The 21,550-nt window shown below is 35.7% G+C and carries 17 protein-coding genes; 7 read left to right on the forward strand and 10 right to left on the reverse strand.

What is annotated here, in order from left to right; translation table 11 throughout:
- Positions 1–156 precede the first annotated feature (156 nt).
- The 3 genes from rnr (at position 157) to ACFFIT_RS11905 (ending at position 4,141) form a co-directional block, all read left to right on the forward strand.
- A complete protein-coding gene (rnr, locus tag ACFFIT_RS11895) occupies positions 157–2,652 on the forward strand; it encodes a ribonuclease R (protein ID WP_385877915.1) in 2,496 nt (831 codons plus the stop codon).
- A 113-nt stretch (positions 2,653–2,765) separates the two neighbouring features.
- On the forward strand, positions 2,766–3,506 hold the full coding sequence (gene rlmB / locus ACFFIT_RS11900; RefSeq protein ID WP_385877918.1) for a 23S rRNA (guanosine(2251)-2'-O)-methyltransferase RlmB: 741 nt from the start codon (positions 2,766–2,768) through the stop codon (positions 3,504–3,506).
- Between the two features lie 56 nt (positions 3,507–3,562).
- Positions 3,563–4,141: a UbiX family flavin prenyltransferase gene (locus ACFFIT_RS11905; RefSeq protein WP_385877920.1), complete on the forward strand. Its 579-nt coding sequence runs from the start codon at positions 3,563–3,565 to the stop codon at positions 4,139–4,141.
- On the opposite strand, the gene ACFFIT_RS11910 is transcribed toward ACFFIT_RS11905, so the two are convergent.
- The 3 genes from ACFFIT_RS11910 to adhE all read right to left on the reverse strand — a co-directional run bounded on the left by ACFFIT_RS11910 (position 4,138) and on the right by adhE (position 8,089).
- On the reverse strand, positions 4,138–4,371 hold the full coding sequence (locus ACFFIT_RS11910; RefSeq protein ID WP_385877921.1) for a YheV family putative zinc ribbon protein: 234 nt from the start codon (positions 4,369–4,371) through the stop codon (positions 4,138–4,140). The two genes, ACFFIT_RS11905 and ACFFIT_RS11910, sit on opposite strands and share 4 nt — an antisense overlap.
- The gene (gene pyrE, locus ACFFIT_RS11915; protein WP_385877923.1) at positions 4,368–5,015 is read right to left on the reverse strand and encodes an orotate phosphoribosyltransferase; all 648 of its coding nucleotides are present in this window, start codon (positions 5,013–5,015) and stop codon (positions 4,368–4,370) included. The genes ACFFIT_RS11910 and pyrE overlap by 4 nt, the downstream gene beginning before the upstream one ends.
- A 368-nt stretch (positions 5,016–5,383) precedes the next feature.
- Positions 5,384–8,089 (reverse strand): bifunctional acetaldehyde-CoA/alcohol dehydrogenase, encoded by a 2,706-nt coding sequence (adhE, locus tag ACFFIT_RS11920; RefSeq protein WP_385877925.1) that lies wholly within the window; start codon positions 8,087–8,089, stop codon positions 5,384–5,386.
- A 604-nt stretch (positions 8,090–8,693) separates the two neighbouring features.
- On the opposite strand from adhE, the gene yihI reads away from it, so the two are divergent.
- Entirely contained in the window at positions 8,694–9,269 is a 576-nt protein-coding gene (yihI, locus tag ACFFIT_RS11925) for a Der GTPase-activating protein YihI (RefSeq protein WP_385877928.1), read from the forward strand.
- A 70-nt stretch (positions 9,270–9,339) separates the two neighbouring features.
- Here yihI and ACFFIT_RS11930 read toward each other — a convergent pair whose 3' ends face one another.
- From ACFFIT_RS11930 to ACFFIT_RS11960, 7 genes are all read right to left on the reverse strand, one after another.
- On the reverse strand, positions 9,340–11,244 hold the full coding sequence (locus ACFFIT_RS11930; protein ID WP_385877929.1) for a M14 family metallopeptidase: 1,905 nt from the start codon (positions 11,242–11,244) through the stop codon (positions 9,340–9,342).
- A gap of 113 nt (positions 11,245–11,357) precedes the next feature.
- Positions 11,358–12,380 carry a DUF979 domain-containing protein gene (locus ACFFIT_RS11935; protein WP_385877932.1) on the reverse strand — a complete coding sequence of 341 codons (1,023 nt, stop codon included), beginning with the start codon at positions 12,378–12,380 and terminating at the stop codon, positions 11,358–11,360.
- A gap of 11 nt (positions 12,381–12,391) precedes the next feature.
- Complete coding sequence (locus tag ACFFIT_RS11940; RefSeq protein WP_385877934.1) at positions 12,392–13,105, reverse strand: DUF969 domain-containing protein; 714 nt, start codon at positions 13,103–13,105, stop codon at positions 12,392–12,394.
- Between the two features lie 69 nt (positions 13,106–13,174).
- The gene (gene pxpA, locus ACFFIT_RS11945) at positions 13,175–13,900 is read right to left on the reverse strand and encodes a 5-oxoprolinase subunit PxpA (RefSeq protein ID WP_385877936.1); all 726 of its coding nucleotides are present in this window, start codon (positions 13,898–13,900) and stop codon (positions 13,175–13,177) included.
- Entirely contained in the window at positions 13,878–14,819 is a 942-nt protein-coding gene (locus ACFFIT_RS11950) for a 5-oxoprolinase subunit C family protein (RefSeq protein WP_385877938.1), read from the reverse strand. Before ACFFIT_RS11950 ends, pxpA begins: the two co-directional genes overlap by 23 nt.
- Entirely contained in the window at positions 14,816–15,517 is a 702-nt protein-coding gene (gene pxpB, locus ACFFIT_RS11955) for a 5-oxoprolinase subunit PxpB (RefSeq protein WP_385877940.1), read from the reverse strand. Before pxpB ends, ACFFIT_RS11950 begins: the two co-directional genes overlap by 4 nt.
- 441 nt (positions 15,518–15,958) lie before the next feature.
- Positions 15,959–16,093 (reverse strand): hypothetical protein, encoded by a 135-nt coding sequence (locus ACFFIT_RS11960; RefSeq protein WP_385877941.1) that lies wholly within the window; start codon positions 16,091–16,093, stop codon positions 15,959–15,961.
- Positions 16,094–16,566: 473 nt separating this feature from the next.
- On the opposite strand from ACFFIT_RS11960, the gene ACFFIT_RS11965 reads away from it, so the two are divergent.
- From ACFFIT_RS11965 to ACFFIT_RS11975, 3 genes are read left to right on the forward strand one after another with little or no spacing between them, the layout of a single operon-like run.
- Complete coding sequence (locus ACFFIT_RS11965; RefSeq protein ID WP_385877944.1) at positions 16,567–19,170, forward strand: inverse autotransporter beta domain-containing protein; 2,604 nt, start codon at positions 16,567–16,569, stop codon at positions 19,168–19,170.
- On the forward strand, positions 19,170–20,390 hold the full coding sequence (locus ACFFIT_RS11970; protein ID WP_385877946.1) for a hypothetical protein: 1,221 nt from the start codon (positions 19,170–19,172) through the stop codon (positions 20,388–20,390). Before ACFFIT_RS11965 ends, ACFFIT_RS11970 begins: the two co-directional genes overlap by 1 nt.
- A 31-nt stretch (positions 20,391–20,421) precedes the next feature.
- Positions 20,422–21,522: a hypothetical protein gene (locus ACFFIT_RS11975; protein WP_385877948.1), complete on the forward strand. Its 1,101-nt coding sequence runs from the start codon at positions 20,422–20,424 to the stop codon at positions 21,520–21,522.
- Positions 21,523–21,550 lie beyond the last annotated feature (28 nt).

Below are 21,550 nucleotides of genomic sequence, written 5' to 3' on the forward strand. Positions count from 1 at the left end.
AAAGGCATAGATTATAGTAAGGTTTATAGGTTATTTTAGTGGGCAGTTTAATTTAAATCATTAAATATATTTGAATTGTGTCTGTATTTGTTATACTTTGACATTATGTGGGCACTGTAATGTGCTTTAGTGAAAATGACAATTAAGGAAAGAACTATGTCAAAGGACCCTTTTTTTGAAAGAGAAGCTCAAAAATACGAATCTCCGATTCCGAGTAGAGAATTTATATTAGATTTATTAGAACAAAGAAAAAAACCGGCTACTCGTGAAGAACTGGAAAAAGCACTTAAACTTACTACAGAAGAAGAGATTGAAGGATTAAGACGCCGTCTTCGCGCAATGGAACGTGATGGGCAGCTTATATTTACTAACCGTAATAAATGTTATGCATTACCAGATAAAATGAATGTTTTAAAAGGTACTGTTATAGGTCATCGAGAAGGTTATGGTTTTTTGCGTGTTGAAGGCGAAAAAACAGACTATTTTATCTCATATGAACAAATGCGTTCTACGATGCATGGTGATGTCGTTTTAGCTCAAGCGATAGGCCAAGATAAAAAAGGAAAACAAGAAGTTCGTATAATTCGTGTCGTTACACCGAGAAAAGCACAAATTGTTGGCCGCTATTTTACCGAAGCGGGCGTTGGATTTGTTGTGCCAGATGATAGCCGTTTACATTTTGATATTATCGTTCCGGATGGTGAGGTAGGCGGTGCACGAATGGGACATATGGTTGTTGTCGAAATCATTCATCGTTCTACAAGAAGCTCTAAAGCGATTGGTCGTATTACCGAAGTCTTGGGAGATAAGATGGGCACAAGTATGGCTGTTGATATTGCCCTAAGAACACATGATATTCCACATGTCTGGCCCGCACAAGTCACCAAAGAACTTGAAGGACTTAAAGAAACCGTTCCTGAAAAAGCCAAAGAAAATCGAGTTGATTTAAGAAAACTACCTTTAATTACAATTGATGGTGAGGACGCGAGAGATTTCGATGATGCTGTGTACTGTGAAAAGAAAAAAGGTGGCGGCTGGCGTCTATGGGTTGCAATTGCTGATGTTAGTTATTATGTTCGACCGGGTTCCTCTTTAGATAAGGAAGCTAGAAGTCGCGGAACATCTGTTTATTTTCCTTCTCAAGTGGTGCCTATGCTACCAGAAGTCTTATCTAATGGGTTGTGTTCTTTGAATCCTCAAGTTGATAGGTTATGTATGGTGGCAGAAATGACCATCTCTCAACAAGGTAAACTTTCTGGATATAAATTTTATGAAGCAGTCATGAATTCTCATGCCAGAATGACGTATACAAAAGTGGCTGAAATTCTTGATGGAAACGAAGAAATTCGTAAACAATACCATGCGCTAATTAAACCGATTGAAGAATTAAATGCCTTGTATAAAGTCTTAGATAAAGCTCGTGAAGAGAGAGGGGGAATCAGTTTTGAAACTGATGAGCCTAAATTCATATTCAATGCAGAACGTAGGATTGAGCGTGTTGAAGTGGCTGTTCGAAATGATGCACATAAAATCATTGAAGAGTGCATGATTCTTGCTAATATTTCTGCTGCTAAATTTGTGGGCAAAGCTAAAGAACCAGCACTTTATCGTGTCCATGATGCTCCTAGTGATGAAAGATTGGGTAATGTCAGAAGTGTGCTTGCGGAATTAGGTATAACGATGCAGGGTGGGAATAAACCCAGCCCTAAAGACTATGCTGATGTAATGGATGCAGTTGCAGATAGGCCTGATCATGCGATGCTACAAACTATGTTGTTACGTTCAATGAAACAAGCTGTATACGATCCTGATAATCGTGGACATTTTGGTTTGGCTTTAGAAACTTATGCTCATTTTACTTCTCCTATTAGGCGTTATCCTGACTTAACCCTTCATCGTGCGATTAAATATCTCGTTGCTAAAAATGAAGGTAATGCAAAAAATGCTTTGTCAACAGGGGGATACCATGGTTCAATGGATGAATTTTTGTTATTAGGTGAACACTGCTCTATGACAGAAAGAAGAGCAGACGAAGCAACAAGGGAAGTTTCAGACTGGCTCAAATGTGATTTTATGCGAGATCATGTAGGAGAGACGTTTGAGGGGATTATCTCAGCTGTTGCTCCTTTCGGGTTTTTTGTGCGATTGAATGATCTTTTTATCGATGGTTTAGTCCATGTGGCTTTACTAGATAACGATTATTATATGTATGATGCCGTAGGTCAAAAATTGATAGGTGAAAATGCAGGTAAAGTCTATCGTCTAGGCGATGAAGTTGAAGTACGTGTAGAAGCTGTAAACATGGATGATCGTAAGATAGAATTTAAGTTGCTTTCATCTAAACGTACAGTTAGAAATGTAGGTAAAACAGAAAGAGATAAAGCAAAAAAAGCGTTAAAAGGTGGAGATAAACGTTCTGCAGGCAAAGCTAAAAATAGCAAAAAGCTTGCGAATGATCCAAATTTTGAGCCTAATGAGGCTTTTAAAGCAAACTCTAGTAAAGGAAAAAAAGTAAATACTACCGATAAAAAATCATCGAATAAACCCACCAGTAGATCGTCTAGTAAATCTACAGTATCTGCTAAGCCGACTAAAAGTAAGAAAAAATCGAGTAGTGATAGCAAAGCAAAAGGAAAAACTTCTAAGAAATAAGCAAAATATTTGTTAGAATATTTATAAACGGCGTTAAATGAGTATTTAACGCCGTTACTATTTTAATGGTCTAAAGATGAATTTTAATCATCTATTGTTTAGCGGAAAGTATCATGAGTGAAGTAATTTATGGCGTGCATGCCATTGAGTCAGTATTAAATAAAGAACCTCATCGTATAATTGAAGTCTTTATATCAAAAACAAGAGAAGAAAAAAGATTAGATCCATTGATAAAAAAATTACATCAGTTTGGGGTGGTTATTCAAGAGGCCAATAAAGCGACGTTAGATAAGAAATCCGATGGTGCTTCGCATCAAGGTATTATCGCAAGAGTAAAAGAGGGTAAGCAGTACAACGAGCACGATCTGAGTGATTTAATGGCCCAAACCGATATCCCGTTATTTTTAGTGTTAGATAATATTACAGATCCACATAATCTGGGTGCTTGTTTGAGAAGTGCTGATGCAGCAGGGGTAAGTGCAGTAATTGTTCCCAAAGATAGATCGGCTCCTTTAAATGCTATTGCTAAGAAAGTTGCTTGTGGCGCTGCTGAAACGGTTCCTTTAGTCAGAGTAACCAATTTGGCAAGAACACTTAGACTGCTTCAAGATAAGCACGTTTGGATAGTTGGAACAGCAGGCGAAGTGGATAAAACGATTTATGATGCGAGATTAACCGGACCTTTAGCGATTATAATGGGAGCTGAAGGTGATGGAATGCGCAGATTAACAAGAGATCATTGTGATGAATTATTAACTATTCCTATGGCTGGGACAGTATCTTCTTTAAACGTGTCGGTCGCTACTGGTATATGTTTATTTGAAGTGGTCAGACAGAGACTTGCTATGAAATAATTCAAAGCTAAAGCAATATGACGATAAAAGCAATAAAATGGATGCGATAAGTAAAGATGAAAAAAATTATTATTGGTATTTCAGGGGCAAGTGGTGCGATTTATGGCATTAGAATGCTTGAAGTATTAAAATCATGTGAAAATATTCAGACCCATTTAATTTTAAGCCAAGCTGCGCGACAAACTATTGCTTTAGAAACAGATTATAGCATTAAAGAGGTGCAAGCCCTTGCTGATGAACTTTATGATCTAAGAGATATTGGTGCATCTATTTCATCAGGCTCGTTTAAAACAGATGGTATGATAATTTTACCTTGTTCGATTAAAACTTTGTCAGGTATTGTCCACAGTTATAGTGATAATTTATTAACACGAGCTGCAGACGTTGTTTTAAAAGAGCGCAGGCCTCTGGTTTTATGTGTTAGAGAGACGCCACTACATAGTGGACATCTGGCTTTAATGTCTGATGCGGCAAAGTTAGGCGCCATTATTATGCCGCCAATGCCTGCATTTTATCATCGGCCCCTTCGTATAGATGATATTATTTTGCAAACAATCAATAGAATATTAGATCAATTAGATATTATTTTACCCAAAGATTTATTTGAGCGTTGGCAAGGGAGAACAAATAATTAGTCTAATTTAAATTGCCCAATCATGTTGGGCATATTAGGTGATGCACTCTCTTTTTTTATTTGAGTTTGCGTATGATGACACATCACACATTCAATAATCTCCGTTTCATAAATGAGTTGATTTGCGTCATTAAACTCTTGATGTTGCCATAATCTCAATGAGTCTAACTCTTTACATTCAGGACAAGCAGCTCCAGCAATGAATCGTTTTTTGGAGTTTACAGTTCTCATAGTTTTATACCATACTGTTCTTGATATAGTTTCATTTGTTCTAGTTCATTTTCTTTACCGGGTTGAGTCAATAGATAAGCTAATATGTTGTCAAGTGAAATAATGGAAATGACTTTACAACCAAAATCTCTTTCGACTTCTTGAATAGCTGATAAACTTTCTTTACCTCGTTCTTGTCTATCTAATGAGATGAGAACGCCTGATAAACTGGCATTCGCTTGTTCTATAATCGTCATTGACTCCCTAATGGCTGTGCCTGCGGTGATGACATCATCAACTAACATGACTTTACCTTTCAAAGGGCTTCCTACCATTAAGCCGCCTTCACCATGATCTTTGACTTCTTTTCTGTTGAAGCAATAAGGAATGTCTTTATTGAAATGATGAAAAAGTGCAATACTTGTTGTACTTGCGATAGGAATACCTTTGTAGGCAGGACCAAAAATGACATCATAGTCGATTTTTGCATCTTCTAAGGCTGCGGCATAAAAACGACCGAGTAAGGCGAGATCTGCCCCAGTCTTAAATAGCCCTGCATTAAAAAAATAGGGGCTAATTCTTCCAGATTTTAAGGTAAATGAACCAAACTTAAGGACATTTCGATTTAATGCAAATTCAATAAACTCAATTTGATAGTCTTTCATAGGGCGCCTTTAAATTAAACAATATGATGAAGTTATATTTTAACTTAAATCATCGGTTATGACGATGTGGTTTCTATTAATTTGTTGCGGATTGATGAAGTCATTATATAAAGTTGTGGTATTTAGTTTTTACTCCAAATACAGCCACTGAAGCTCAATGTTATTTTAAATTGGTTATATTTTTGTAGAAGGTAGTGCAAGATATATTAAATCGGATAATGTTGATGATGCTCAACCTTTCTCATTTCATAGCAGTCATTGAGAAGAAGAAAACTAAAAGCCTATATGTGATTAACAATATAGGCTGTACTTTAAAGAGTTTTAGTCATATTAAAATGTTATCGGAGGATAAGTATTATTTTTTTGTGTTAACTCTTTTTACGTTTAGACATTTTGATATCTATCATATTTGCACCTTCTAGCGGCTTTGTTGCTAAAATACTTTGAGGCTCAGATACTGGGAGATCTTCACTAAATACTCTCCCATAGTAGCTGTCTAGTAGTAGCTGCTTTAGTTCACTAATCAATGGATACCTAGGATTTGCTGCAGTGCATTGATCATCGAATGCATCCTCGGCCAGTTTATCTACTTTCGCGAGAAACTCACTCTCTTGAATGCCCGCATCTTTGATGGACTTAGGAATATCTAGTGTTGTTTTTAAGCCTTCTAGCCATTCTAATAGTCGTTCAATTTTTTGGGCTGTTTTATCTTTAGGAAGTGTTAAATCAAGATGATCTGCAATTTGTGCATAACGTTTTCTTGCTTGTGGTCTATCATATTGACTAAAGGCAGTTTGCTTAGTTGGATTGTCATTCGCATTATACCGAATGACATTACTGATTAATAACGCATTGGACAGACCATGGGGCAAATGAAATTCTGAACCTAATTTGTGTGCTAATGAATGGCACACTCCTAAGAAAGCATTGGCAAATGCTATACCTGCAAGTGTTGAAGCATTATGCACTTTTTCCTTTGCGAGAGGATTTTTTGCTCCTTCCTTATAGCTTTGTGGTAAATATTCTTTGAGTAATTTTAGAGCGTTTAAGGCTTGCCCATCAGAATATTCATTGGCTAATACCGAAACATAGGCCTCCATTGCATGTGTAACCGCATCTATACCCCCGTGAGCGCATAATGATGGAGGCATGTTCATAACTAAATTAGGATCTACAATCGCCATATCAGGGGTAATGGCATAATCGGCTAATGGATATTTCTGGCCTGTTTTTTCATCAGTTACGACAGCGAAAGGAGTAACTTCTGAGCCAGTACCTGAGGTGGTTGGAATCGCAATAAATTTTGCTTTTGTTCCCATTTTTGGAAATTTATAAATTCTTTTACGTATATCCATAAATCTAAGCGCTAAATCCTCAAATGCAGTTTCAGGGTTTTCATAGAGTACCCACATTATTTTAGCTGCATCCATAGGTGATCCTCCCCCTAATGCAATGATAACATCAGGTTTAAAACTATTCATTTGACCAACACCTTTATGAATAGTCGCTAATGTTGGATCGGCCTCAACTTCATAAAAATTATCCGTATCTATACCGTGTTCTTTTAAAATAGAAGTAATTAAGGTTGTATAACCATTATTAAACAAATATTTGTCTGTTACGATAAAAGCTCTTTTTATACCATCTGTTGCTATCTCCTCTAGGGCAATAGGCAGTGCTCCTCGACGAAAATAAATAGACTTAGGAAGTTTGTGCCACAGCATATTTTCAGCCCTTTTTGCGACAATTTTTTTATTGATTAAATGCTTAGGTCCAACATTTTCGGAGATTGAATTACCTCCCCATGAACCACAGCCTAAGGTAAGAGATGGTGATAGTTTGAAATTATAAAGATCGCCAATGCCGCCTTGGGATGCAGGTGTATTAATAAGAATCCTTGCTGTTTTCATTCGGTAGCTAAAAGTAGTGATACGTTCTTGTTGATTGTCTTGATCTATGTATAGGCAGGAGGTGTGCCCAATTCCTCCTAGATGAATAAGTTGTTCTGCAATATCTAAGGCTTGCTCAAAGTTTTGAGCGCGATAAAAAGCAAGGGTTGGAGAGAGTTTTTCATGAGCAAATGGTTCATCTAAAGAGACATTATTGACTTCCCCTATCAAAATTTTGGTTGTAGGAGGCACGATAATATCAGCCATTTTTGCTATTTGATAGGCTGATTGTCCGACAATCTTGGCATTTAAACTCCCTTCTTTTAAAATAACTTTTTTTATTGCCTCTAGCTCTTTTCCTTCTAACCAATAACCTCCATGACTTATAAGGCGAGCTTTAACTTCGTCATAAATTTTATCAACAACTACTAAAGCTTGTTCTGAGGCACAAATCACACCATTATCAAACGTTTTAGAAAGCATAATTGAAGCAACCATGCGTTTTATATCAGCTGTTTCATCAACCACAACAGGGGTGTTACCTGCTCCAACGCCAATTGCTGGCTTACCCGAGCTATAAGCTGCTTTTACCATACCAGGCCCTCCCGTTGCGAGGATTAGATTAATTAATGAATGCTGCATTAATTGATTGGATAGGCTAGCAGTTGGTTCTTCTAACCAAGCGATGATATCTTTAGGAGCCCCTGCTCTTACTGCGGCATCTAAAACTATTTTAGCGGCTAGGTTAGTCGCTTTTTTAGCTCTAGGGTGAGGAGAGAATACTATCCCATTTCTGGTTTTTAAGCTAATTAGTGCCTTAAATATAGCTGTAGAAGTTGGATTAGTTGTTGGGACAATACCACAAATAATGCCAATTGGCTCAGCAATTGTCATGGTACCAAAAACATCGTCAATTTCTAATATACCGCATGTTTTGTCATCTTTATAAGCATTGTATATATATTCTGAAGCGAAATGATTTTTTATCACTTTGTCTTCGACTATGCCCATGCCAGATTCTTCAACTGCTAATTTAGCCAATCGTATTCTTGCATCTGCAGCGGCTAAAGCCGCGGCTCTGAATATTTTATCGACTTGCTCTTGAGAATAATTAGCGTAGATTGCCTGAGCTGTTTTGACTTTTTCTAGCAGCATATCTAACGCATGATTTTTTTCATTAGTCATAGCACTCTCCTTAGTTTTAGAAAAACGAGATTAAGATCACATTTTTTATGTCTTTAGGCTAAGAGAGTTGAATGTATTTTTACATGACTTACATCATTTTTGGCAAAAATAGGATGTAGATTTTCATTTTTTATTATTTTAAATCATATTTCATGGTGTGTAATTAGTTAGTTATATTATGTTTATCGCTATTTTGAGAAGCATAAATTGTTAAAGAAGAAATCATATTCACTATTTTAATCTTTTAAATAGGTGATAGGATTATCTAAGTAATAACTAAAGGTAAAAGCGAATTTAATGTAGTTGATGTGATATTTACCGTCTAAAGTGAAATAAATACGTTTATTCATTTAAATCAGGCTATAATGAAAATATTATTTACTCAATTCATTGACAGATTTTGTACTGAATAAATTCTAAAACGAAAGGTGGCTCTTAGGTTGTTTTTGCTTATTGAAGTTAAGTGAATCCAGATGTTTTCGAGCGACATTTAATCCACAGATGAGCATCCAATTAGGGGTAGAAGTCACTTGAATGTATGAATGAGTTCGTGATTGAGTTGTAAGATAAACATATCAATGATTTTTTAGGGAAATGGCCAGTTATGAAAAAAAATGCCTCAAATTATGTGAAACAGAATGGCAAAAAGAAATACAAAAAAGATGGAAAAAAAACCAGAGCTGAACTTAACGAAGAAGCTCGTAAACAAAAAAAATTAAAAAATAGGAAGGGTTTACCTGCAGGAAGTAGGCATCAAGAAGTCTTAAAAAGTAGCACCAAAAAAGACAGTGGTAGAAATAGTGATCCTAGAATTGGTAGTAAAGTAAAAATTGACTTAAGTCAGTATGCCCTAAGTGATAATTTGAACTTTGCTACTGTAAGCGAAGAAACTTTAGAAAATAATGGATCATCGATGTTAGATTCTAAAGCTCGTGGGTTGTTAGAAAAAGAATTAGTGAAACTTGAGGCATCCACTCGCTTAGAGCAATTATTGCTCAAAGAAGAAGAAGGGGAAGAGTTATCTGAAGCTGAATCTTTATATGTAGAAGAAACACTCGATAGAATTTCGGAGTTATATGATATTTTGGGTATTGAAATTTTAGAAGAAACAACAGATGACGAAGAGTACTTTGATGAGGAAAACAAAGGTGACGATTTGATGCGTCTACTAAAAAGTTAATTTGTCATTAAACAAAACCTTGCGGCAAAATCAGCTGACGCAAGGTGTCAATAGAGCTGAATACTCACGTTTAGTTAATAAACGAATTTAAAGTCACCGCCTCGATTGTCTGCCACTCTGAATAAATGGCTTCACAGGCAAAGGATTGTGCTTTATGTGCATTCATGTATGCCTCTCCTTGAAGTGTCTCATCTGGGTATTCTGTAATAAAAGTAATGGGGAAAATACTTCGATTATCTTCGCTGATGATAAAGGGAAAACCGTTTTTAAATTCGAATGGCATTTTTCCCGCATAGTTTTCATACATACTGATTTGCGCTTTATTGAATGCCATAATCTCATTATTAGTTGCAAGTCGCAAGGTGACTTTATCTAATAATTCATTTGCTATACGCTCATACCCTCTATGATATCTGACAATAAGAAACATCCCTTTAGGGATAGTCCAAAGTGAAAATCCCCTTGGAATATAACCACTTAGTGGTCTAGTCCATTCATGAGACGGGTAGCCATGCATATTGATATGTAGGAGCGTCTTTTGTGTTGACTGCTCATATGCAATATCAAAAGCGGCTTTTCTTATTCCTTTTTCATAAAGAGGGGCGTCTTTACGGTACTCTAAATCATCCCCTAGAGCAGTATAACGTACCGCATGATGGATATGCCAAGGGCTGATACACAAAAATTGCTGATGCATATCATAGCCATCTGGGTTTTCTATTGGCACGAGGCTAAAATGGGCTTGTTCATTTTCTTTTAATAGATTTTCAGAAGCGGTCATAACGCCAATGACTGCACTGGTTTCATTTGCATGTTGAGCTGCTGAGATAAGAACGGGTTTATCAGCTCCTTTAACATAGGCGGCTTTAACGGGATGATTTAATACACTTTGAGTCTCAAAAACCTTATTAAAATTAGAATTTAATAATTGATAGACATTAGATAAACTGAGCTGTGATTTAATCTTCTTGAGGGCTTCAATTGAAGTGATTCCATCTTTGTAGATTACCTGATGTTTGAGATTAGGTAACTCCGTCGAGTATTCTCTTGTATAGATAGCGAGTGTAATATCGCTTTCACTGTACCGGATAATAGGCAAAATTTGTCCTGTTTGAAGGGTACGCATATCGACACTACCGATGATAGGTGCTGCAATAAACTCTAATAATTCAAGAACCCCAAAATAGATATCTTCATGTAAAATTTCCTGAAAGGAAATAATTTCATGTCCATAGTTCAATTCATCATCTTTCATTGGTAACTGAATATCAATAATAAGCTGTTCAAAGAAAAGAGGTCTTAGAGTCAGCAGATTATCTTTTACTAGTTCATTTAAGCGTTTTATTGCAAGTATTTTGATAAAATCCATTGTTGATTGGAATATTAACTCGAATTCAGTACTTAAATGTTCAGACAACCTGATGGTATTTTTATCAAATTGTTCACAAAAAGGCGTTACTATGTTTTCTTCATTACGATAGATGATCCAACCACAATTGTTCAAGCTTTCCTGCTCAACACTATCCTTGGTCGATAGGTTTGGCGCGAATACTTTCCATTTTAATGTTTGAAGCTGTTGATTTACCCCTTCAATATCATAAAAAAGTGGCGCATCAGCTGCACTTATTACCTTGGAGGGAATAAATTCTATTTGGCAAGTTTTTAGCAAAGCATTTAGAGGATAGCACTCAAGTAAAAACCGTTTTTCATCCACATTCTGTACGATTGGGTAGGTGATTGTTAAGCGTGTAAACGAGCCCGCATCCTCTCTGTCTAAAAAATGATTTAGTAAAGGTTTATACGCACTGTGTAGTGTTACCTTTTTAGTTGATGTTGAGAATTGTTGAGCTATTTTTTTACGAGTGAGTCTATCTTCAAATAACCAGACATCAATGTAGCCATTATTACTTTGCTCAACTAAATTTTTTAAGCTATCGAGTGTTCTATTAAAATCAACTTCTAAGGCAAGAGACATAGCATAACCCTGTATTCATTTTTAACGTTGGGTGTAAATAAAAAAGTCAGACTTAAACAGAGTGTTTAATGACTGACTTTTTACTCATCGTATCATGATGTCATTTATCACAGTTAGAATTTAAACATGAGAAAATACATCAGAAAAATATTAACAATCAATAATGGAACAGCTGTAGGAATCTGTGTTTTAATGACCAAATTCTTATCTTTTAATTCGAGTAGGGCCGCAGGCACAATATTAAAATTCGCAGCCATCGGGGTCATCAAAGTACCGCAGTAGCCTGAGAACATGCCAATTGCAGCCATGATAGCAGGATTTCCTTCATGCTGAATCAGTAAAATAGGAATACCTACACCCGCGGTGACGATAGGGAATGCAGCAAAAGCATTACCCATGATCATTGTAAGAATAGCCATCCCTAGGACATAAATTACCACAGCAATAAATTTATTATCCACAGCGAGGTAGGTTTCTGTTAATCTCGCTATCGCATCTCCAACACCCGCATTGGTAAAAAGTAACCCCAGCGTCGCTAAAATTTGTGGAAGAATAAATGCCCAGCCTATTGAATCAAGTAATCTTCTTGTTTCCTCTATGACTTGAGTCGGTTTCTCTTTTGTATAAACGAGGGCAATAGCTAGGCCGGATAAGCTACCAACAGCCATTGAGAAAAGTGTAATGAGCGTTGGATTCGAATTTGTACCAAATACGAATTGATTTAAGCCTTCAATTTTGAAAAGCAAGACGCCGAGCACGGTACCAATCGGAATTAATAATGCAGGAATAAAAATTTTATTTCCATTTTTTGTTAAACTTTTTTGTCGGTTTTCTTCTGAAATATCGGGATATTTGCCTAATTTAACGCCACCAAGGCCAGCGAGTAAACCCATACCAACAACTAAAAAACCTATGAATATATGAATAAATTCCTTTGCTTGTTCTTCTGTTTGATTGAAGATATTCATACTTAATGAATATGTCCAAGGGCCGATTAAGAAAATAAATCCATAGATCCCCCAAAAAATTCCTGTAGTAATGCGTCGCGGATTATTCGTATCTTTAAATGAGCGTATAGAAACGAAAATAAGAATGATCCCAGCAATCCAATATAGATATTGTTGTTCGAAATTCATATTTTTCCCTTTTATCCTTTATACGCTTCACGAGCTTTTTGGTTAATAACGGTTAATTCTCTTACCATAGAACCGTCCATTTTGTGGATACGATAAGCATGAATAATAAACGCAAAAATTGCTGTTGGAATACCCCAAAGGGCGATATGAATAGGTGCGACGTCAAATCCACCCGACGCTTTTAAGAAGGATTGCATAAAAATAATGGCCCCAAATGCGACAAATATATCCTCACCGAAGAATAAACCAACATTATCTGTTGCAGCGGACATTGCCTTTATTTTGTCTCTTGATTCTTGAGGTACGTCTTCGAATCGATTTTCCATTGCACTTTCCGCCATTGGTGCGATTAGGGGTCTTACCATCTGCGCATGGCCTCCTAGACTAGTTAACCCCATTGCGGCGGATGTTTCCCTAATAAAAAGATAAGCTATCAATAATTTTCCCGTTGTTGCGCTTTTCATTTTACTGATAAGTTTTTGTGATTGGTTTTTTAGTCCATGACGTTCAAGTAAGCCTATAACACCAAGGGGTAATAATAAAATTAATGGAAGGTTCCTAGTGTCTAAAAATCGTTGACCTAACACTTCAAAAATTTCTAAAAGCGGCATTTTTGCAGCTATACCTGTCACGATCCCTGCACTTATGACAACAAGTACTGGATTTAAACGTATGAGGAATCCCACCACAATGACAAGAATGCCTATCAAGGGCCAATAATTCATATAATGCTCCTGTAAATAAGAAAAAAAGACATAAAAATTAACTCAAGACTGTATCGTGTGATCTTCTCATTATTCAAGTTTATCCGAGCTGAGTGCAGCATGTAGATTCTTAGCAAATAATAATGCATGAGGGCCATCTCCATGAATACACACGGTTTGTGCTGCAACAGGGATAATTTCTCCATCTATTGTATTAACAGTGCCATTTTTGATAAATCCCAAAACTTGTTTGATGGATTCTTGTTCACTTTCAATCATTGCCTTCGGATGACTTCTATCGACTAAGGATCCAGAGGCTTGATAGCGTCTATCAGCAAAAACCTCATTCATATACGGCAACCCAATTTCTTTTGCTGCATCAATTAAAAAACTTCCTGAAAGCCCAAATAAAGTAAGATTAGGATTGAAGTCATAAACGGCTTGAGCAATAGCCAACGCCATAGTTTTATCTTGAGCGGCTTGGTTATACATCATACCGTGAGGCTTAACATGTACCATTGTGGCATTTTCTTTTTTAACTAATGCATCTAATGCCGCAATTTGATAAAGGGTCAAGTTATAAATGCTCTGGGGCGGTAAATCCATACGGGTACGACCAAAATTTTCTTTATCAGGGAAGCCAGGATGAGCGCCAATTTTAACATTATATTTAACGGCTAATTTTATTGCGTTAGCCATGATATCAGGCGATCCTGCATGAAATCCGCAAGCAATATTTGCAGAGTTGACTATTTGTAAAAGTGCTTCATCAAATTGCCCACCTTCACCTAGATCAGCATTCAAATCGATTTTCATAAAGTCCCCTTTCTACTTTATTCAGATAAATGTCTTGTTCTTGACTAACTAAATAAGCCTCTTCTAACGAACAAGGCTTAAATTGAATTAAATCACCTAGTCTAATTTGGGCAAGATAATTCAAGTCAGCCTCTATAATACATGCAAATTTAGGGTACCCCCCTGTGGTTTGAGCATCTTGCATCAAAACAATAGGTTGCCCATTAGGTGGTACTTGAATTACACCAGGTATAACACCGTGAGACATCATATCTATTGACGACTCTCTTTTTAATGTGCTTCCCGAAAGCCTAAAACCCATTCGACTACTCTGAGTGGTCAATTGCCAACTATTGTGCCAAAAGTCGTATTGGCTTTGCTTACTGAATTGAGAATATTCAGTTGCAGGAATTGCCCTAATTTGATTTTTGAAGGTGGGTAAAAGAATCCCTTTAATTGATTTAGGGCATACTGAAGTGGAATTAATAGTGAGAATATCTCCTTTTTCTAGAGCTCTTCCGTTGAATCCACCTAGCTTTGTATTAAGATCAGTACTTGGAGAATTCAAATATTCCATGGCATTGAATCCACCGGACACAGCCAAATAGTTTCTCATTCCGATATTAGGCCTATCGATAGTTAAAGTTTGCCCTGCTTTAACAGGATAGCACCATCCGATAGAAAGTTTTTTTTCATCAAGTGATATTTGTGTTTGTGCCCCTGTGATAGCAATCCATGTCGACACGTTAAATTTAGCAGAAAACTGTCCGAGAGTAATTTCTAAAACAGCTTTATCTCTTGTGTTTGCTACAAGAATATTTGCGAGTTGTAAAGATAAACTGTCTAGGCCGCCTGTGAGACTTATGCCTAAGGAGCGATATCCTTCTCTTTGCTTACCTTGAATGGTAGTTAATATACCCTGTTGAATAATTTCAATCATGTTAAAACCTCAACAGGAATAAATTTTAATTGATCACCCGGTCTGAGTAAGGTCGGGTGAGTCTCATGGGGTGTAAATAGAGCAACTTCTGTTTGACCTATCAGTTGCCAACCACCTGGTGCAGCTGTCGGATAAATTCCTGTTTGTTCTCCACCTATACCAACTGAACCTGCGGGTACGAGATTTCTTGGTACCTCTTTTCTTGGTGTCGCAATCGCTTTAGACATTCCTCCTAAATAAGGAAATCCGGGCTTAAATCCCAAGAAAAAAACGGTGTAAATCTCTGAGCTATGCTTTTCAATTACTTGATTGGGCGTTAATTGGGTATAAAGTGCGACATCCATAAGATCTGGACCATATTGACCACCGTATTTAACAGGAATTTCGATTTGTCTTGGTTCTGGAACGAATGATTTGGATTTAGACCAAATATTTTCAAAAAATGGGCGGATTTCACCAAAGTAACGCATAGGCGTTTTAAGAATAATACTCAAATTATTCATACCTGGTACTACCTCGTGTACTTCTTCGTTTTCTAAAGCTAGTGATGCTAGACTCCATATTTTTTGTTGCTTTGTTAGAGAAATATCCCCACTGATTTCCAATATTATTACTCGCTGACCTAAGGGATAACATGTGACATTATCTTCTAATAGAATTCGACTGAGTGTTTTATCAGTATAGTGTTTATTATTCATATGGTGTTTATCAATTTGTCAATAGTGAAGGCTTAACAGTTAAGTTGCTAAAAAAGGCTCTGATTTACTTAACATGATTTTGATACGCAAATGAATAACTAGGTTAAGTTAGAGAAATCTCTCTGTCAAGAAATTATTCTTTGCATGGGGTACAAACAGAGTTCAGGCAAATATTGAATTAAATTGTTATTCAATTTTGCATCAATCGTATGCACATTCCTTTGCTCTATCCTTTCATGGTCTTTATCCACTGAGCTACAGCATTTTTTTCGGTTTCCTCACTAATCCAAAATACTTGAAATTATTAGATGATTGCTTTACACCATAAAAGTTTAGAGTCTTTAACTTAGATAACTTCAATCCTCTTGCTCTTAACAATTTCATTGAAGGTCTTTAGTCACAGTTTGATCATAATGTGCATCACGCATCACGCATCACGCATCACGCTACACTAATTTTTCCATCAATTGCTAAAACGGATCGTATTCCATTAATTTCTTCATCCGAATGCTCTACATTAGACTTTATTGAATAGGCATTAGTCCATAGATTATTTAACGATTCAAACTTAACCATTTTAATAAATCTAGCAATATTATGCCGAGCGTGGATACTTTTCTTTAATCGCGTCTAATATTTTATATATATTCTTTTTTAACACTCCCTTTGTTATTAATGAATCAGATGAAATTATTAATTTTATATATTGAATCATTTTTTGAAAAATAAAAGTATCTGTTGGGAAAGATCTATCTTTTAAAAATATATTTCTAAATAATTTAAAGGTAGCTTTTTGTTACATACTCTTAGATTTTAATTTTATTTTAAAATTAAACGTTTGATTTTAAAAAATTTTTATGTAAAAAAATCATCAATTAAAAGTTTTTCTTATAATTTTTAATATAATGGTTTTAATTCGATATTAATTGCAACAGTTATTTAATCTAATTAAAAACTTTTTTAAGGAAGACAGAGAAAGAGTTGGTTTTTTATTAACAATAATCAATAAGAAAATTAATTATAAACATAAATTGAGACATAAAATAGAAATGAAAAAAAATAAAACAAGATTATTTCTTACGTTTTTGATTTATTCAATTTGCCAGCATACCCACGCAGTGGACGAGCAAACAAATCCACTTCAGAGTAATTTTTCAATTCATACAATTGAATCAGAAATTACAGTTGAGGAGTTTATAAGGCAAAAAGAAATAAGTTTAATTCAGTTAAACCAATGGAATGATAAACAATATACAGGGCAAGATATATTAAAATTTGGCCAAATTCTTAAATTAGAGAATAAAACCCAAAATCAATCTACTTTGCCTGAGTTGTCTTCTATAGAGGATAATTCGGTTGTTGGATCACTTTTATCTTCGACACCTGTAGGGAATTATATGACAGAGTCATATGAAACGAATATTGCTAATGCCGTTAAATATGTAGCTGAAGAAGACTGGAGTAAGTTTAAAGGGAAAGAATTGATTAAAAAAAGTGAAGATTACCTTCTTAATCAAGCGACTTCTAATGTGAATAGTACTTTAAATAATGAAGTTTCTGGATTATTAGGCAAGTTTGGTAAAGCTGAAGTGAATATTTCTGTAGATAAAGACGGAAAACTTCAGTCAAGTTCCTTGCGGGTATTGAGCCCTCTTTATGATCAAAAAGAAGACTTAATATTTAGTCAGGTCGGGGTGCATGAACAAGGTACCGGAAATGATAGGCGCTTAATTGGTAATTTTGGTTTAGGTTATCGTTACGAAACCAATAACTATTTATTAGGAGCGAATACGTTTATTGATCATGATTTTACTGGTTCAAATACAAGGTTAGGTGTAGGTGGAGAATTTTGGATGGATAATCTTAAAATTGCCTCAAATATTTATACGCCTTTATCGGGTTGGAAAGAATCGGTAGTCATGAAAGAGTATGAAGCGCTTATTTATGACGAAAGAGCGGCTAAAGGATTTGATATTAGAGCTCAAGGCTATTTACCAAGTTACCCACATTTAGGCAGTAGTTTGGTTTTTGAGCAATATTTTGGTGATGAAGTTGCTCTATTTAGTACAGATGAACGCCAAAAGGATCCTTATGCGTTAACATTAGGGTTTGATTATACTCCAATCCCTTTACTTACCGCAGATGTTTCACATAAAGTCGGAAAAAATAGCAAAGAAGATACTCGATTTGGGCTTAATCTTAATCTTCAATTAGGGACACCAATAGAAAAGCAACTTGATCCAAGTATGGTTGCTCAAGCTAGGAGCCTTAAAGGAAGTCGATATGATATTGTCGATAGAAATTACGATATTGTTTTTGAATATAAGAAAGAAGATTTTTTTGTCAAGGTAGAGGGACCTTCAGAAGGACAAATTAATCAGCTAGTTCGTTTTAAGGCAAGTTATCAAAGTCGTTCTGATATAGAAGGTTTTAAATGGTCTATTATCAATCCAAATGGGATAAAACAAAGTAGCCGAAGAGATAACAGTAATTCCTCAGGAATATTTGAGTTTACGCCTTTTATTCCAGGTCATTATCAAATTTTTGTAGAGGCTACAACTCAAAGAGGGCATGTAGGAACATCTAATGTTATCGATTTTTATGTGGAACTCAATGAGAATAATCAATCCTCAATGGTATGGGTAAATGGATCTAATCAAGCGGAGGTTAACCCCGATATATCATTGAGTGAAGTATCTATTATTGCTCTACCGAGTGATAAGCGTTTAAGTATGGATTTTTTTGCAAAAAATGAAGAAGGATACTCTATAGATATTGACGATCCAGAACTTTTATGGCGTATCAAGGGTGAGTCAGTTCAATGGAGAGAGTTTAATGCAGAGTCGTTAACTCAAGGTATTAGATCTGTACCTCAAAAAATGACTGATAATCAAGGTAATAGCTACTGGCGATTTCATGTGATTGCTAATGAGTCATTTGAAAATATCGAGGTGCAATTTCTGGCAAAATCAAAATCTAACTTAGAACTGATTTCAAGAAATCTTCTAGAGGGGAATTTTATTCCGGAAGAAGAAATACTTTTCAAGCCAGAAAATATAGTTATCGAGTTGTATGAATTAAATACTCCAAGCTATGCTTTGGATGATGGGGCTAAATTAATTACTCAAAGTGGATACGATAGAAATCGAATGATCAGTTATCAGCAGCCACAATATATTTTTGTTAACAGTGCTTATGAAGTGGTAGTTAAACACAAAAACCCGTTAACCAATGAGTTAGAAGTTATAACCCCTCAAGTCGAACATAGTATTAGATGGTCTTATATCAACCCATATAGTGGAGAAGAGTTTTATCAAAATGATGATCTAAATTTTCTTAAAAGCTGTAATGGTCGGCCTATCATAACTACCCAAATTACAAATTATGAAGGCAATGAATTTGCTTATGGTACAGCTATACGAACAAACATAGATGAAAAGGTAATCAATGAACAGCAATTGCAATTATCTGCAACGATTAATTATAAACGCCTACAAGATCCTTCTTTAGTAAAGCAAGGAGATGAACGAATTTGTCAAGGTGAAATAGATGGGTTATTTTTTGCAGAGAATGGATACATAGGTTTTCAAGGCGAGTCAAGAGAGGACCGAGTGGCCTCGATTGATAATCTTCGAGCAGGAGAATGGAAATAATGTTTAAAACAAAAAAAACTGCAAAAAGATATTCCTTTAGAGCTAAGCGGATGGCTAAAAGATATTCGATGTTGTCATTTTCTCTATTAATAATTGCTACCATAAGTGTCGAGGCTAATTTTGATAAAGAATATGATATTAAAAGTCAAGCGACTGGCCCTCTATTAGGGCATGCTCCAGGGATAAGAACAGCATTAAGTGTAAATAATTTAGAGGGTTCTTTACGAGTATGCTCTAAGGCTAAGGTGAATTATCAGATACTTGATCTGGATGGAGATTGGGATAGACCTTTCATGGAGGAAAATAGAGAAGGAACCCAAACCTCAATTGTTTGGTGGTTTCAGTTACCGAACAGTAATGAAAAAATACAAGTTTTAAAATCTAGTTTGGGCATTGATCCTAATTCGAGAACAGATCAAACCCAGATTCAGATACCGTCACACATTAAAGACGCAATTACAGGTAATATTTATCCTACAGAAGGAGGAAAACTATGGTATCAAATTAAACCTTATACTGCCTTGGAAACAACACCTGATACTTCAACGGACTTTATTGAAGCAGTTGATGTGACGAAAGCTTATTACTTGAGAATGGCTGAAAATCCAGGGTATATAGATATTCAGGAAAAGCATGAAATGCCAATTAATTTTATTCAATTGCCGTTTGTTGTTCCTAATCCCAATCCTTTGTCCGAGGGGATACCTGTAGTTGGACTTGTACTTCCCTCTGAATACAGTTTTATCAATTCACCAATTATTGGTAAGGCTAATGAGAATGATTGTTATGTTGATGAGGTATTCACTGCAAATATTACTGACAATCAAGGGAATTTAATTGAAGATTTTTTTGTAGTAAATGGTCATTATCAAGCAGAAGTTAAACTTAATGGAAAAAACATTTTAGATACCCAGTTAATCGAACGGCAAATTGTTTGGCATTTATTTAGTCCAGTAGAAGGTTCTTCGTGTGATATTAATAACGAAGAGGATAGAAAGAATTCTGAGTGTTTTGTTTCTCATATTTATACAGGAGATGATAAAAATGAAGATGGAACATACAGAGTATTACATCACTTCAATGAAATCGGTGAATTAACGTACAGCGAATTTTTTACACAGAGAACTAATAAAGATGCTGCTGAATTAATTCAACAAACCGAGCCAAATTTTAGTGAGCAAGGTTTTTTTGTGGGGATTTCTTTAATTAACAAAGAGTAATTTAAATATTTAATTCATGGATGGAAAATATATGAAACAGAAAATGAAGAAAAAAGTATTGCTTACATCAATATTATCTGTGTTGATGGTAAATAGCGTATTAGCTAAAGAGCATACACATGTTGTAGATAAAACAATCAAAGGTTACTACCCTTCTTTTGACTCCGTAGGTACTAGAATTATATCCAGTACTACTGAAAAATTGAGGGTAGGTGATATTATTGCAATCCCATCAGATATTGATGATGATAAATTTTTTAAACTTAATGATAAAGATGGAGATCCAGCATTAAAGCCAGGTGACGGAAAAAAATATGATGTTGCTTGGTGGAGAGTTATTCCTAAGGAAGGATATAAATGGGCAGATGATATTGATAGCGGTCTCACTCCTGTGAGTTCATGGGATCATGTTAATGCGACGCTAATTAATGAATCAGCTTACGTGGATATCCCTGAAGTGTCAACGTCTAAAGCATTACGTATTCCACCTGTGAAAACAGGTGAACGTATCGCCTTTAGTATTACCCCAGAGACAAATTATGGTGATCCTGCACGAGGTCTTGCACTTTATGCCCCTGATCTGAATTTCTTTTGGGGAAATACAGATGAAAATCAAACTCCAGGCAATCCTCCGGGAGGTGGTGATAACCCTCAAAATCCTAATCCACCAGGTGGTGGAGGTGAAGGCAATGGTGAAAATCCTGGCGGCGGTGGTGGTGATATAGGTACAAGCGAAGTAGGAGAAGCAGTTGTTAATATCTATATTGATAGAAATGGTAATGGTTTAGTAGATTATGGGATCGATGAATTATTAATAGGTCACCCAACTGTCAATACAACTTATGTGGCAGATATTAAAATTGTTACAGAAAAAGATGGGGAGCCAGTTTTAAGAGATTTACTGGAAGAAGAGAAAGAGTCTATTAAATGGCATATTACAAATGGCGATACAGTCGTGACCTATGTTAATGGGGATGAATATGATCGAGTCAGTAGTACCTATGCATTTTCTACTCAGACCTCAAATGAAAATGCTGATGATAAGCTAAGAGCTTTACCAGATCACTTCTCAGAGCAAGGAACAACGATTTCTGTTTCCTTCTCTTTTAATACCGACGTTATCCCTGAATAATAATTGGTAAATAATTACGGAGATATGG

It is taken from the genome of Thorsellia kenyensis (genome assembly GCF_042432445.1).
Classification (GTDB): Bacteria; Pseudomonadota; Gammaproteobacteria; order Enterobacterales; family Thorselliaceae; genus Thorsellia; species Thorsellia kenyensis.